The organism is Agarivorans sp. D1326, from assembly GCF_056958115.1.
The window spans coordinates 115,424-129,248 of sequence record NZ_JBTWEN010000004.1 but is presented as its reverse complement, the minus strand read 5'-3'; the positions used below and the strand labels follow the sequence as shown (position 1 = coordinate 129,248).

The 13,825-nt window shown below is 44.7% G+C and carries 14 protein-coding genes; 8 read left to right on the top strand and 6 right to left on the bottom strand.

Annotated elements, in window-relative coordinates; all coding sequences use genetic code 11:
- Nucleotides 1-137: 137 nt before the first annotated feature.
- From ACYFDN_RS09330 to rarD, 4 genes are all read left to right on the top strand, one after another.
- Nucleotides 138-1,499 carry a YjiH family protein gene (locus tag ACYFDN_RS09330; protein WP_040307058.1) on the top strand — a complete coding sequence of 454 codons (1,362 nt, stop codon included), beginning with the start codon at nt 138-140 and terminating at the stop codon, nt 1,497-1,499.
- A gap of 53 nt (nt 1,500-1,552) precedes the next feature.
- Entirely contained in the window at nt 1,553-2,200 is a 648-nt protein-coding gene (locus tag ACYFDN_RS09325) for an HAD family hydrolase (RefSeq protein ID WP_406610552.1), read from the top strand.
- 90 nt (nt 2,201-2,290) lie between these two features.
- Nucleotides 2,291-2,869 (top strand): DUF6933 domain-containing protein, encoded by a 579-nt coding sequence (locus tag ACYFDN_RS09320; protein WP_152784385.1) that lies wholly within the window; start codon nt 2,291-2,293, stop codon nt 2,867-2,869.
- Nucleotides 2,870-2,940: 71 nt separating this feature from the next.
- Nucleotides 2,941-3,894 carry an EamA family transporter RarD gene (gene rarD / locus ACYFDN_RS09315; RefSeq protein ID WP_483510836.1) on the top strand — a complete coding sequence of 318 codons (954 nt, stop codon included), beginning with the start codon at nt 2,941-2,943 and terminating at the stop codon, nt 3,892-3,894.
- On the opposite strand, the gene ACYFDN_RS09310 is transcribed toward rarD, so the two are convergent.
- Nucleotides 3,891-4,850 carry an endonuclease/exonuclease/phosphatase family protein gene (locus tag ACYFDN_RS09310; RefSeq protein WP_483510835.1) on the bottom strand — a complete coding sequence of 320 codons (960 nt, stop codon included), beginning with the start codon at nt 4,848-4,850 and terminating at the stop codon, nt 3,891-3,893. The two genes, rarD and ACYFDN_RS09310, sit on opposite strands and share 4 nt — an antisense overlap.
- Nucleotides 4,851-5,053: 203 nt before the next feature.
- Here ACYFDN_RS09310 and ACYFDN_RS09305 point away from each other — a divergent pair, with 203 nt between their 5' ends.
- Complete coding sequence (locus ACYFDN_RS09305) at nt 5,054-5,419, top strand: hypothetical protein (RefSeq protein WP_016401402.1); 366 nt, start codon at nt 5,054-5,056, stop codon at nt 5,417-5,419.
- Between the two features lie 15 nt (nt 5,420-5,434).
- Here the strand turns inward: ACYFDN_RS09305 and ACYFDN_RS09300 are convergent, their stop codons facing one another.
- Together ACYFDN_RS09300 and ACYFDN_RS09295 are read right to left on the bottom strand one after the other, a co-directional pair.
- On the bottom strand, nt 5,435-6,109 hold the full coding sequence (locus ACYFDN_RS09300) for a hypothetical protein (RefSeq protein ID WP_483510834.1): 675 nt from the start codon (nt 6,107-6,109) through the stop codon (nt 5,435-5,437).
- Entirely contained in the window at nt 6,106-6,375 is a 270-nt protein-coding gene (locus tag ACYFDN_RS09295) for a hypothetical protein (protein ID WP_483510833.1), read from the bottom strand. Before ACYFDN_RS09295 ends, ACYFDN_RS09300 begins: the two co-directional genes overlap by 4 nt.
- 174 nt (nt 6,376-6,549) lie before the next feature.
- Here ACYFDN_RS09295 and ACYFDN_RS09290 point away from each other — a divergent pair, with 174 nt between their 5' ends.
- Nucleotides 6,550-7,323 (top strand): YMGG-like glycine zipper-containing protein, encoded by a 774-nt coding sequence (locus tag ACYFDN_RS09290; RefSeq protein ID WP_483510832.1) that lies wholly within the window; start codon nt 6,550-6,552, stop codon nt 7,321-7,323.
- A 56-nt stretch (nt 7,324-7,379) separates the two neighbouring features.
- Here ACYFDN_RS09290 and ACYFDN_RS09285 read toward each other — a convergent pair whose 3' ends face one another.
- Nucleotides 7,380-8,366, bottom strand: a complete 987-nt coding sequence (locus ACYFDN_RS09285; protein WP_483510831.1) for a GGDEF domain-containing protein — start codon at nt 8,364-8,366, stop codon at nt 7,380-7,382.
- A 143-nt stretch (nt 8,367-8,509) separates the two neighbouring features.
- Nucleotides 8,510-9,433 carry a LysR substrate-binding domain-containing protein gene (locus ACYFDN_RS09280; protein WP_472589102.1) on the bottom strand — a complete coding sequence of 308 codons (924 nt, stop codon included), beginning with the start codon at nt 9,431-9,433 and terminating at the stop codon, nt 8,510-8,512.
- A gap of 269 nt (nt 9,434-9,702) precedes the next feature.
- Between ACYFDN_RS09280 and metE the strand changes: the two genes are divergently transcribed.
- Both metE and ACYFDN_RS09270 read left to right on the top strand, forming a co-directional pair.
- Nucleotides 9,703-11,970, top strand: coding sequence for a 5-methyltetrahydropteroyltriglutamate--homocysteine S-methyltransferase (metE, locus tag ACYFDN_RS09275; RefSeq protein WP_483510830.1), 2,268 nt, complete (start codon nt 9,703-9,705; stop codon nt 11,968-11,970).
- A 103-nt stretch (nt 11,971-12,073) separates the two neighbouring features.
- Nucleotides 12,074-13,543, top strand: coding sequence for an MATE family efflux transporter (locus tag ACYFDN_RS09270; protein ID WP_016401396.1), 1,470 nt, complete (start codon nt 12,074-12,076; stop codon nt 13,541-13,543).
- Here the strand turns inward: ACYFDN_RS09270 and ACYFDN_RS09265 are convergent.
- Entirely contained in the window at nt 13,540-13,776 is a 237-nt protein-coding gene (locus ACYFDN_RS09265; RefSeq protein ID WP_016401395.1) for a DUF2375 family protein, read from the bottom strand. The two genes, ACYFDN_RS09270 and ACYFDN_RS09265, sit on opposite strands and share 4 nt — an antisense overlap.
- Between the last annotated feature and the right edge of the window lie 49 nt (nt 13,777-13,825).

Genomic DNA, 13,825 nt, shown 5'->3' with positions numbered 1-13,825 from the left:
TTTTAGCAGATTAAAAATCTTGATTAGCTGGTTTTTTGCTTGTATTCTTGCGCGAAAATATATTCACGCTTAGTGAATATAACTACAGAATATACCAAATAGAGTGATTTTATATGCGAGACGCCAAGCCAGCATCTATGCCTAATGCCCCAACAAACCATCCTGCAGTAGGTTCTGCTTGGAAGTTTGTATTACCTTCATTATTGGGCATTTTCCTGTTTATGTTGCCGTTGCCTTACGATGGCTCGTTTACCATTCCGGTGGCGATTATGGCAAAAAGCTTGGTGGCGGCTTTAGGTGATAGCGCCTTGTGGCTGGTGGTTGGTTTAATCACCCTTAGTGCCCTAATGTCTACTTATACACTAATTGCTAAGCCAAATTGGCTTGGCAAAAATGCCTTGCTAACGTCATTGTTTCAGGTTTCTCTACCTTGGTATGTGGTAAGAATGTTGGGTTGGGTTCTGGTGCTGGTATGCGCTTTTGAATTGGGGCCTCAAGCTATTTGGTCGGGTGATACTGGTGGCCTCATTTTAGGTGACTTACTGCCTACCTTACTTAGCGTGTTCATTTTTGCTGGTTTGTTATTACCCCTATTGCTTAATTTTGGCTTGTTAGAGTTTGTAGGCACTTTGCTGAGTAAAATTATGCGTCCACTATTCGGTTTACCAGGCCGCAGTGCAGTAGATTCAATGGCGTCTTGGTTAGGTGATGGTAGCGTAGGGATTTTGCTAACCAACAAGCAGTATGAAGATAAACACTATACCCAGCGAGAAGGCGTAGTAATTGCCACCACCTTTTCTGCGGTGTCTATTACCTTTAGTTTGGTAGTATTAGCGCAAGTTAACCTTGAGCATATGTTTGCACCTTTCTATCTTACTGTGTGTATTGCGGGTCTTGCTGCAGCGGTTATTGTGCCGCGCTTGCCACCGCTTTCTGGTTTTAAAGATCAATTTATTGATGGTAGTGAGCGCAAGCAAGATGACGAAGTTATTCCTGCTGGTTACAACACCATCACATGGGCTTGGCAGCTGGCACTTGTTCAAGCTGGTCGAGCGAGTCACCCTAAACAACTAGCTAAGCAAGGTGTGCATAATGTACTGGACATGGTGCTGGGTGTATTGCCGGTAATTATGGCGGTGGGCTCGGTAGCCTTAGTGGTAGCGGAATACACTCCCATTTTTAGTTTTTTAGGTAAGCCATTCATTCCTTTGCTAGAGCTATTGCAGCTTCCTGAGGCCGCCAGAGCGTCGGAAACCTTAGTGGTAGGTTTTGCCGATATGTTTATTCCGTCAATTCTTGCTGCGTCTATTGAAGCCGATATAACCCGTTTTGTTATCGCAGCGGTATCGGTAACTCAGCTGATTTATTTGTCGGAAGTAGGCGCGATTATTATGGGTAGCCAGTTGCCAGTTAAGCTGTGGCAGTTGTTTGCTATCTTCTTGATTCGTACTTTAGTCACCTTGCCGATCATTGCGGTAATGGCCCATTTATTCTTTTAATATGTAAGCCGCTTAGTGCGAGTTAAGCGGCTTAGCTTTTACTGGAGAGTTGTATGCATTTTAGCGCTGCTGTGTTTGATATGGACGGCTTGCTGCTCGACAGTGAGCAAGTGTCTTACGATACCTTTTCTCAAGCGTGTAGTGAGCTAGGTTTAGCGTTTAAAGAACAGGTTTACCTTAGCTGTATTGGTACCAATGCCGAGCAAATAAAAAAGACCATTTGTGAAGGATACGGCGAGGGCTTGGATTATCCAAGGCTGCGTGATTGTTGGTTGGATAAGTACCATGCCTTGGCTGTTGATCAAGCATTACCAATTAAACAAGGTGTGGTGGATTTGTTGCAGTGGTTAACAAGCCAAGGCGTTCCATTAGCCGTTGCCACTTCTTCGGGTAAACCTACCGCTGAAGCTAAGCTGGGCAATGCAGACTTACTGCATTTTTTTGAGAGTGTTTCTACCGGGTGTCAGGTGAATAATAGTAAACCGCACCCAGAAATTTTCTTAAAAGCCGCCAAGTCGCTAAATATTGACGCCAGTAAGTGTTTAGCCTTTGAAGACTCAGAAAACGGAGTTAGAGCTGCAGTAGCAGCCGGTATGCAGGTCTATCAGATCCCGGATCTTATTCAACCTAGTGACGAGCTCAAGCGCTTGGGACACAAGGTTCGTGCCTCCTTAAGTGAGGTCTTACTGGAGCTAAAATAGTCGGGTTCATCTAGCCAGCAAATATTTGACGCTATTTGCTGGCATCGTTTTTGCCCATTGAAGATTATTAGAATCAGTAATGAGCAAATTATGATAGAAATTCAGATCAGTAACGATGTGCAAGCTTGGCTTCCTCGCGAGTTACCTTCCCTTGAAAACGCCTCTGTTCGTCATAGCTGGAGTGCTCACGCATTTGCTGTAGATTCACACGAATGCTTAGCAGTACTGGAGCGTAACAGTGGCTACGTAATGCTATTTTTTGATTTAAATAAGCGTGATTACCAAAACTTTTCTCGAGTTTGGCAGCTACGTTTATTGACCGAGGCCATTGCCGTAGCCGATTTACAGGATGAAGAAATTGAAGCCTTGAAAAAGAATATGTTGGCTGATTTTCAGAATGTATTGGTTACCGATGGGGTAAACCATCCCGTAGCGCCGCAGCTAGATAAGCTTAAAAATTTGGTTCAAGTAATGGCTAAACGCGAAGGAAAAGTACCTAGCCAGCAAATGGATGAGTTTCGTTGGGGAGTAATTCTAAACGATTACGCTCAGCGTCAAAATGGCCTAAGCCCCTATCAAAAAATGCAAAGCCAATGGCAAGCTATGGCTGCCACAGCACAATTTCATCAAGTATCAGCTCAATCATCTAGTACCAAGCTTTTACACTAGTTAAAAATTGCGCAAATAACTTGCAGCCATAGCATAATTGCTGCTTAATCAGGGTTTAACTCATTGATTAAGTGGCTGCTGTGGCGCTAGTTTCCTCTCATTCTTCCCGTCTTTATTTTGGTTTAGCTTGCTCGGTAATGGCATCGTGCATGTTTGCCTTTCTTCCTTGGTACATCCATCAGTTTCCTTTAAATGAAAACAGCGGCAATTGGCTAGCTGCTCAGCGTATTGTGTGGAGCTGTTTGCTGATGTTTGTGGGGTTAGCTTGCTTCAAGCAATTGCCTTTGCTCATTCAGCAGATGGCTAATTGGCGAGCTTGGCCACGCTTGATGCTGGCTGCTGTATTAGTTGGCTTGCAGTTTTGGTTGTTTATTTGGGCGCCAGCCAACGGCCAGACGCTGCCGGTTGCGCTGGGTTATTTTTCGTTGCCCTTAGTATTGGTATTAGTGGGAAGGTTTGTTTATAAAGAGCAGCTTAGTAGCCTGCAATGGGTGTCTGTAACAGTGGCAGCTGTAGGAGTTGCTTACGCTTACGTAATGGCTGATGGATTGTCGTGGATAGTGTTGTTGGTGGCCTTGGGTTATCCCTTGTATTTTATGTTGCGGCGTAAGTATCCCTTGCCCAGCCATATTGCTTTTACTATTGATAACTTAATGCTATTGCCGCTTGCGTGCGCTTATTTGTTAATGGGTGAAGGCGTGAGCGAAGCGCAAAGCCAGCTCTCGAATCTGTATAACTATGCCCCTTGGCTGTATTACTTCGGGCTGGGGGTAGCGGGTACCATTCCTATGTTACTGTTTTTGCTTGCTTCTAACTATTTGCCACTGAGTTTGTTCGGCTTAATGGGTTATTTAGAACCTGTATTGGTATTTAGCGTGGGTTGGTTACTTGGTGAACGTTTAAGCCCTGAGCAGTGGCCAACTTATATTCTGATCATTTTTGCCTTAGTATTATTGGCAATAGATGGTCTGCGGCGCGGTGTTCGTCAAACTGCAAGCCGCAAAAAGTTGCCTAAAGCTTGTTAAGGTAGCGCTAAACTTGCAGTTATTGGGCGGTGATCGCCGCCTACTGAATCAAGAACCCTGGCGCTGGCAAAACTAAGATCTTCTGAAGCTAATACGTGGTCTATTCTTGCGCCGTGCCATGACGTGTATTTGGTGTAGTTAACTCCGCTGCCTACTAGGTCAATGCCATTGTTTAGACCGGCTAAATGCCGTTGATAAAGATTTTCTTGGACCGTCATATTAAAGTCTCCAGCAGCTATGTAGCTGGTTTGCTGCTTAGCCCAAGACGCCACCAAAGAGGCTTGCATGTTGCGAGCAAAGTGCAAGTCATTGAATGCTTCAGGCTCAAAACTACGATGGATTAAGGCGTTAATGGTTGGCCTTGGGGTGTCCATATGGATATTGGCGATACTCAGTTCTTTGCCTTCAATCGTGGTGTGATAAAACACTGCAAATTTACCGAATCCACCAAAGGTTTCACGCGATAAACTGCCTTGATGTTCAATTGGCGTTCTGCTTACGGTGCAAAGGTGGTCGCAGTGGCTATACCAACTATCGTCAAAGACTTGCTGCACCCGCTCAGGCTTTGATTCCTGCATAAACACAATGTCGGGTTTTAGCTCCGCCACCAACTTGCGAATTTGCGGTGAGCTTGCGCCATTGCCGTTGTTTAAGGACAAAATAGTGATGGCGCTAGCTTGCTGCTGAGGCAACTTAAGCTGAAGATCTTGAAACTGTACAAACACCACCGCGCAGAGTGCCCAGCTTAGGTACTGCCATTTGCCTAGCTGGCGGATAAACAAAATCGGCGTAAGGGCCAGTAAAATAGCCCACCAGCGCGGAGAGAATAGGCTCAAATAGCTTATGGATATTCCTAGAGGGGTATCTGGCAGATGCGGCAAGCTCAATATTGCTCCTGCTGCTAGCAGGCAGCAAATAGAAAGAGTAATAGAGAAGAATTTTACTAGCTTATTCATTAGCTTATTGTTACCTTCTGCGCCCTGTAAAATCTGGGCATAAGTATATACGCGGTAAGTGGCAAATTACCATGTCACGTCGTTTTAGCGTAACAAAGTTCTTGTAGTATGCGCAGTTATGGAAACGTAAACAATATGTAACAGCTGTGCCGCAGGCATTTCGCTGTTAATGGTGGTTTTGTTAACAAGTAGGTTGATTTCAAATGTTTTCTAAGCAAGGATCTGTTGCAGAAATTGGGTTCGGTATTAAGAACTTAAGCTTAAAAAAAACCAAGGCAGGTGGTGTGTTTCAGCTGTTACTAATATTACTGGGTGCGGTAGTGCTGTTTTTTAATCGCCGCGATAGTAGTCAAAGAGTGTGGGCTCGTTTACCCACGCTAAACGACTATCAGACTCGTTACCCTGAAAAAACCGAAGATGCTAATACGATTCGTTGTATCCATTGCGATAGCGACCAAACGTGGGAGTATGGTTTGGAAAGCCTGATGGATCACCGCCGTGAGTGTGTTTGTCTAGCCTGTGGGCACCGTTTGTGGCGAAAAGAGCAAGAGAGCTTGGCTATTCAATAGCCTCTTCAGAACTCCTCAATTACTTCTTAAGATATTTAAAAATACCGGTGAATTAAATAGCGCTTGTCGTTCTATCCTACAGGTTACGTACTGATAGCGCTTACCTCTATGTTTGATACCAACATTACGGTTGTCACTTGGTGGGCCTATCGCTTCAATGGAGTGTGGTACGTTTTCTAACATCACAAAAGCAATGTCGCGGCGAATTCTAATGCCTATATAGCTTAACGACTTATTCATAATGAAGGCTTTAAACAAGTTTTCGTAAACTTGAGTGATGGCGTTTACTCGCCCTGTGTAAATGGAGTAAATATATAAGCTGGCTGGTTCATTGTTGCTGGCTAGCATTTCTTCGCATATATCGGTTTCATCTAAGCTTTTATCTAGTAGCTTCTCAAAATAGGGCTGTTTTATCTTGAGAGCAAAACAATGCCCAGCGAGTTGACCGAGGTAGAAATAGTAACTTACCTCTGCAGCGGGATGGTTTTGAAGCGTCTCGAGCCAAGCGCTGTCCCACTGCTCATAGCCAAAGGTGAGGTTATCAATGTAATTGCTTAAGTGTTGAGCACTATGATCCGCTAAAGGGTGGGGTGGGCTTATGCGCTCAAAGCTCAGCTCTCTTTGAGGGAGATAAGGATGAGCCCCCAAGTAGTGTTTAAACTTGGCTCGAGCTTCAAGAACTTTATTCATCGCTTGGTTGCTAGGAAGGTTTTCGAGCTAAAACTGCTGGAAGTGAAAATCTTATAAGCTTCATCACCAAAGTAGCGAATAATTTCTAGCTGCCGATTTAAACTTGGCTCTACTTTGCCCCGCTCCCAACGGCTCACCGCCAAGGCATCAAGCTCACTAAATTCTGGGCTAAAGGCCGCTAATACTTGGCAAAGCTGTTCTTGGGTTAGGTTTGCTTGGTTACGTTTTTGCTGCAAGTAGTCGGCAATGCTCTTGTAGTTAGCCATCTAGAGAGTTCAAGTAATTGTTATTATGTGGTTTATTTTAGCAGCACTTGTTGAATCGCCCAAAGTGGCTCGCTAGGCATTGATTATAAAAAAATATTTTTTGCATGCTCTGATGCTAGCTGGTGCTTTGATTTATCTTAGCGACCGATTATTTAGCAACCACGAGAATCTTGAATGAACAAAGTCGGAACCTCTATTAGTGTCGTTTTACTTGCAAGCAGCATGCTTGCTGGCTGTGCCTCAACGGATGGTGAGCCAGATCCTAACCAAGGAATGAAAACCGGTGCAGTAGGTGGAGCCGTTGTAGGTTTGGTTATGGGCGCGGTGACTGGAGATGCAGAGTTGGCAGTGAAAGGTGCTGCTGTTGGTGCTGCGGCTGGTGGTGCCAGTGGTGCAATGCGCGATTACGAGAATAGCCAAGAGAATCGTCGAACCGACGTAACTGCAGAAGCTATCTCCCAGCCAAACACAGTGATTATGAATGGTGATAATGCAACGGCCAATCAAGGTGAGCATTTGAACAAGTTGCTGGGTCAATGGCAGGTAAACGTTTGGGCGATTCAGCCTGATGGTAGCACCATCGAAGCTCAGGGGCTTGCTCGCGGTAAAATGATGGAAAGTGACGCTGCTACGGTAGAGCTAGAGCAGCTAGAAGTTGCAGGTGAACAACTTGAACTACAAGCCAGCACAACGATAAGTTATAACCTGCAACAGGGACATCAGTTAAGTGTGAGCGCTTCAAATCTTGAGAACGATGTTGTGTATGCTGGGGAATTTCAAGCGGCTATGAATCGTTTTAGCTACTATCCTTTGAGCCAAGTTAGTACAGCTAATATGCGCATGGAGTTACGAGTGGTGAGCCCGCAGCTATGGATTGTTGAAACCTACTCACAGCAAGGTAGTGAAGAGAAAATGATCCAGTCTTATCGCTTTAGCAAGATCAGTTAATAAAACTATATTTATAAACTAACGTTAGTAGTGATTAGCCTATTTAAACGAGTTGTTTAAATAGGCTGTTTTGGTGAGCTGGTTTCTACACGCTCAAATTGACTGGGCCAAGTTTGCTTTCTCCCCGCTTGCTTGGCTTGATATAAACCTTGGTCTGCCCGTTCAATCCAATCATCAATACTCTCACTTTCTTTGATGCTAGCTATACCTGCACTAAAGCTAATCGACAGTTGGTTAGGCGCCAATAAACTAGAAATTTTAGCTACGAGCTTCTCGCTAGTTTGGTAGGCAGTATCAAAGTCTGCATCATGCAACATGATAAGAAACTCTTCGCCTCCGTAGCGAAAAACGCGGTCGTTAACGCGGGTGTTTTGTTGCAAAAAGTGGGCAAACCACACCAGTATTTGATCGCCTACATTATGGCCATGTTGGTCATTAATGGCTTTAAAATGGTCTAAATCTAAAAGGATAATGCTAGCTTTTATGCCACTGCGTTTGTGTTGTTGGGTAGCTTTTAGCAGCTCATCAAACAAGGCTCTGCGGTTGTAGCAGCGCGTGAGGGAGTCTTTAAAAGCGAGTTCTTTTAGTTCGTTATTTTGTTTTACCAGTACCCGCGCCAGGCCCCAAGCAAAAATGTGTGAAGCCACCACGCCAATGCTAAATCGTATACCTTGATGAACACCTAAGTGATGAACACCAAGAATTATTGCCAGAATGCTTACAGCCAATACAAGGCGCTCTGCCATTTGCAGAGGTAAGTGAATAAAGCTGGCCAAAATTAATGCGGGAACAAAAAACTCGCCATGCATATTGGGTTGAGTTAGTGCTAATAATACCGGGGGAATGGCTAGCAATAAGAACCATACGTCGGCAGTTTTGTAATGGTTGGATTCCGGCTTGGTGAATAAGAAGAATAGCGAAACTAAAATGGCCAAGGCGCAGGGTAGTACCACTAAGCCGTACCAAAATACCCCATCAACTAAATGAGTAATTGAAAAATAAGCACTAGGAATGAAACCTGCCAAATGCATGACAAGGCTCATTTTTCTTTCTGTAAACTCTGCTGGAGACCAGTCAGACACCATCGCAAAAACCTATGCCAAAAGTTAAAATACGAGCTTGGAGCTTTCCTTATGTTATTAAAAGTAAACTCTTTTTGGCGGATCCGTCAAATCAAATTGACGCTTTATTTATGCTTAAAGCTTAGTGCTCTGCTGCCTTTTAGTTGGCTGAGGGCTTGTTGCAAAATGAGCTCAACAAAATCTTTTAGCACTGTACTTGATTGAGCGTTTTTACTAAAAGCTGCGTACATGGGGCGCCATAAAGCCTGTTCAAACGACAATAAGTGCACAAATTGTTGTTGCGCATAATGCTCTACTGCCCAATAAGGCATCGCTGCCACTCCCATTCCCGCTGCGACCATTTGCAGTAACATGGCTGGGTTATCGGCGTGTTTCCATTGTTTTACAGCTACTTGGCTGGGTTGAAGAATGTAACGATATAAGTCTAAGCGTTGTGGCGTTACCGGGTAACTAATGACGGTCTCTTGGCTCAGCTGGGAGGCTTTTACTGTTGCTTGGCTGCTTAAGCGGTGTTGAGGTGGACAAATAAGTACCATTTCATATTCAAACAAAGGCTCAAAGTGGATTTGCTCCTCTGGGCTTACTTCAGACGTTAGCAGAATGTCAGCTTCACCGCGTTGTAACAAAGGTAGGCCGTTATAGTCTTTATCTTGGCAAAAGTGGCTATTTACCTCTGGCCAAGTTTGCTGAAATCGCTGCAAAGCGGGTAGTAGCCATTGAAAACAAGCATGACAATCAACACTAATGTTTAAACGTGTTTGCTGTTGTTGGGCGGCGCTAAATTGTTGCTCGGTTTGTTCAATTAAAGGCAGCACTTGCTGGGCTAAACTAAGCAGTTGCTGGCCGTGTTGGGTGAGTTGCAAGGGCTGTTGCTTTCTTAACACTAGGTGACTATTGATGCGTTGCTCTAAGTCTTTTAGCTGGTGAGATAGCGCCGAATCTGTAATAAACAACTTAGCAGCCGCTGACTTTAAAGAAGAGCTAGCAGCAATAGCTTGAATGCAACGTAAATGCTTTATCTCTAACATTTATCTGGCTAGTTCCTTTAAGTGTTTGGGCGAATTTGCAGCTTAGGCAGTTCAGGTTTGTTTGTACATATAAGTGCCAAGTTAGATGGCTTAACATGAATATTTTTCAATATAGGTATGGGGATCGCTTTAATTCTGTATAACCAGTTTTCACTGGATTAAGCAGAGTTGAGAGAAATTCAATTTAACTTGATGGCTTTTCAATTGTGTTGAGGCCTCGCTCTGGTCAATATGGATTTATACATCTAGACGGCTAAAAGGATATTGATATGAGCACTACTCACATATTGGGTTACCCAAGAATTGGTAAGCAACGAGAACTAAAATTTGCTTTAGAAAGCTACTGGCGTGGCGAATCTTCGCAGCAAGAGTTATTACAAGTTGGCAAAAACATTCGCCAACAAAACTGGCAAGCGCAAAAAGACAGCGGTCAAGCTTGGGTGACCGTCGGCGATTTTGCTTGGTACGACCAAGTACTCAATACCTCATTATTGTTAGGCAACCTGCCTAAGCGTCACCAGTCTGAGCAAATTAACCTAGATAGCATGTTTGCAATTGCTCGTGGCCAACAGGGCTGTGGCTGTAATCATGCGGCATCAGACATGAGCAAATGGTTTAACACCAATTACCATTACATTGTGCCGGAGTTTTCTGAAGACAGTGTATTTAGCCTACAGTGGCAGCAACTGTTTGATGAAATTCGCGAAGCATTTGAGCAAGGCCATGCAGTTAAGCCAGTTATTTTGGGGCCTGTTTCTTACCTGTACCTAGGTAAAAATGACGACCAAGCAGCCAGTGATTTTGACCGTTTGTCGTTATTGCCACAGTTGTTAACGGTTTACCGCGAGATCTTCCAAGCTATTGCTGATTTAGGTGTAGAGTGGGTTCAAGTGGACGAACCTATCTTGGGCCTAGAGCTCGATTCGCAATGGCAAGACGCATTATTAGCTGCTTATAAAACAAAGCTCAGCCCCACTAAGTTACTTTTGACCAGCTACTTTGCAGATGTGTTAGACAATGCTGAGGTGATTAAGCAATTGGCGGTAGACGGGCTGCATTTAGATTTATCTGCCGCTCCACAACAGCTTGAGCAAGTACTAACTTGGTTACCTGAAGCGTGGGTACTGTCTGCCGGTGTAATTAATGGTCGCAATGTATGGCGAGCAAATTTGCCAGAGATTATCGAGAACTACAGCTCACTTAAAGTTCGTTTAGGTGAGCGCCTGTGGCTTGCCTCGTCTTGTTCTTTATTGCACAGCCCGCTTGATCTAGAGAGTGAAACGGACTTAGGTGATGCTAAGTATCGTTTGGCTTTTGCGGAGCAAAAATTGTCTGAGCTGCAAATACTTGATGAAGCGCTAAACGGTGAAGCCGACGCCTTGCGGCTATCTCGCCAATACAGTGCCGCTTTGCAAAACCTTAGCAAGAAAAACAACTCCAGCTTGCAGCAGCGAATTAGCGCCTTAACCTCGGCTGAGCGTGAGCGTACTTTAAACTTTGAACAGCGCCAAGAGATTCAGCAGCAAAGTTTGAAATTGCCACCCTTGCCAACCACTACTATTGGTTCATTTCCACAAACCAATGAAATTCGTCGTCAGCGTCGCGAATATAAGGCTGGGCAACTAAGCCAAGCTGATTATGATGCTGCGCTTGCGCAACACATTAAGGATGCGATTGAGTGTCAAGAGCGCTTAGATTTGGATGTGTTAGTGCATGGTGAAGCCGAACGTAACGACATGGTTGAGTATTTTGCCGAGCTATTAGATGGCTTTATTGCCAGCCGCTTTGGTTGGGTGCAAAGTTATGGTTCGCGTTGTGTAAAACCAGCAATTATTGTAGATGACATCGAGCGCGCTAAACCTCTTACCATTGAGTGGAGCTGTTATGCGCAATCCTTAACTAACAAGCCGGTTAAAGGCATGCTAACTGGTCCGGTGACTATTTTGACGTGGAGCTTCGCCCGAGAGGATATTAGCCGCGCCCAAATCGCTGAGCAAATCGCTATCGCCCTTAATGATGAAGTGGCCGAGCTACAACAAGCCGGTATTCAAGTTATTCAAATTGATGAACCTGCTATTCGCGAAGGTATGCCGCTTAAACGCAGCCAATGGGATGACTATTTAAACTGGGCGGTATCGGCCTTTAAGTTGTCAGCCGCTAGCGCCAAGCCAGAAACGCAGATCCATACTCACATGTGTTACAGCGAGTTTAATGACATTATGCCGGCGGTTGCCGCATTGGATGCCGACGTATTAACCATTGAGACTTCTCGTTCGGCGATGAGTTTGTTGCAGGCCTTTGAGCACTTTGAGTATCCAAATGAAATTGGCCCAGGTGTTTACGATATTCATTCGCCTAACATTCCTAGCATTGATGATATTAAGGCGTTGATAGATAAAGCAGCACAATGGATCCCATTGCAACGCTTGTGGGTAAACCCAGATTGTGGCTTAAAAACCCGTAATTGGCAGGAAACTGAGGCAGCCTTAAACAACATGGTATTAGCAACCAAAGAGCTACGTGCTAGCTTTAGCTAAATTTAACTAGCAATAGCCCCTTTAATTAAGGGGCTATTTCGCCAATGACTTCGTTTTAATTAGCGCCTACACTAGAAATTACCCAGTTGTTTTGAGAGTTTCTATGCCAAAGGCAAAGTTCGTCTCTGGTGATATTTTTCGCCACATTGTTGTTATGTCCTCCACCAATGCCATTGGCTTAACTGCTTTATTTTTGGTTGATTTAGCCGATCTGTTTTTTATTAGCTTACTGGGTGAGGCTGAGCTTGCAGCAGCGGTAGGCTACGCCGGTACTATCGCATTTTTTACCACTTCAATTTCTATTGGCTTATCGATTGCGATGACCGCCTTGGTGTCAAAAGCGATTGGCCAGCAAGATAAAGCGCGGGCTAAGCAGTTAGTCACCAATATCTTATTTACTGGTTTTTTGATTAGCGCTGCTTTTGCCGCTTTGGCTTGGTATTTTGCGCCAGAGCTATTGAGCTTGATTGGCGCTAAGGCCAGAACCCATGAACTTGCAGTACAGTATTTAAGAATCTTGCTGCCTTCGCTACCGATTCTTGGTTTGGCCATGAGTGGTGGCGCTGCACTGCGCTCGGTAGGTGATGCAAAACGGGCGATGTGGTCTACCTTGGCTGGCGGTGGGGTAAATGCGGTACTCGATCCGATATTTATATTTGCGCTTGGACTTGGATTACCTGGTGCCGCTATTGCCTCGGTTATTGCGCGCTTTGTGGTTGCGGGTGTTGCCTTGTCTGGAGTGGTCTACAAGCACCAGTTGTTTGCTGGCTTTAGTTTGCAAAAGTGGCTGGAAGATCTGCGCGCTATCTTAAAGGTGGCAGCTCCTGCCATGATGACCAATGTAGCCACCCCTTTGGGCAATGCCTATGTTACTGCTTCTATTGCTATTTTTGGCGATGCCTACGTAGCGGGTTGGGCTGTGGTTGGACGTATAATGCCGGTGGCATTTGGCATGATATTCTCGTTATCTGGCGCCATTGGCCCTATTGTTGGGCAAAACTTTGGTGCAAATAATTACGCTAGAGTACATGAGGCCTTAAGCAAAGCGCTTTGGTTTAACGGTGGGTTTGTTGTTGCCGTGTCGTTAATTTTGCTGTTAGGGCAAAACGTTATTGTGGATGTGTTTGGCGTGGGTGGCGAAGCGGCTACTGTTATTGGTTTCTTCTGTACCTGGATAAGCTTTAGCTTTGTATTTAATGGGGCGATGTTTGTGGCTAACGCTGCCTTTAATAATCTTGGTTACCCAAGCACCTCTACCATGCTTAATTTTGGTAAAGCAACTCTAGGCACAATCCCTTTTGTTTATTTAGGTGGACAGTGGTTTGGCCCGTTGGGCGTGTTGGGTGGTCAAGCAGTCGGAACGGTTGTATTTGGATTATTGGCACTGCGAATGGCTTTTTATATTGTGGCTAGAGTCACCAATAAGCATCAACGTCAATTGGCCGAGCAAGAACAGCCATTAGAGCCCAGTGTGCCGCTTACGCCATTTTGTTCTAGTCGCGCTTATATGTGTGCGGAAGCTGATTTGGAGGATACAGTGTCTTCTAAAGATACCGCAGCTGCTAAATCTTAAGCCACAGACAAGGGGCTTACATCAAATCGGTCGCCGAGTAAGTTTAGTAAGTCGGCTTGGCCGGCTATCACGGCAACAATAATTTTTCCCTGTTTGTGTTTGCTGGGGATCACCACTCTGCCTTGGCAATTCACAACTTGATCTTTTAACAGCATAGATTGCAGCTGATAAGGGTTGTCGCTTGGGTAAAAAAGCACGGTAACATCACTTAGGCCAACAGATTGAGTTTTCATGATGAGTCCTTCCAATTGTGTTTTGCCTCAATATAACGTTAGCACTGGC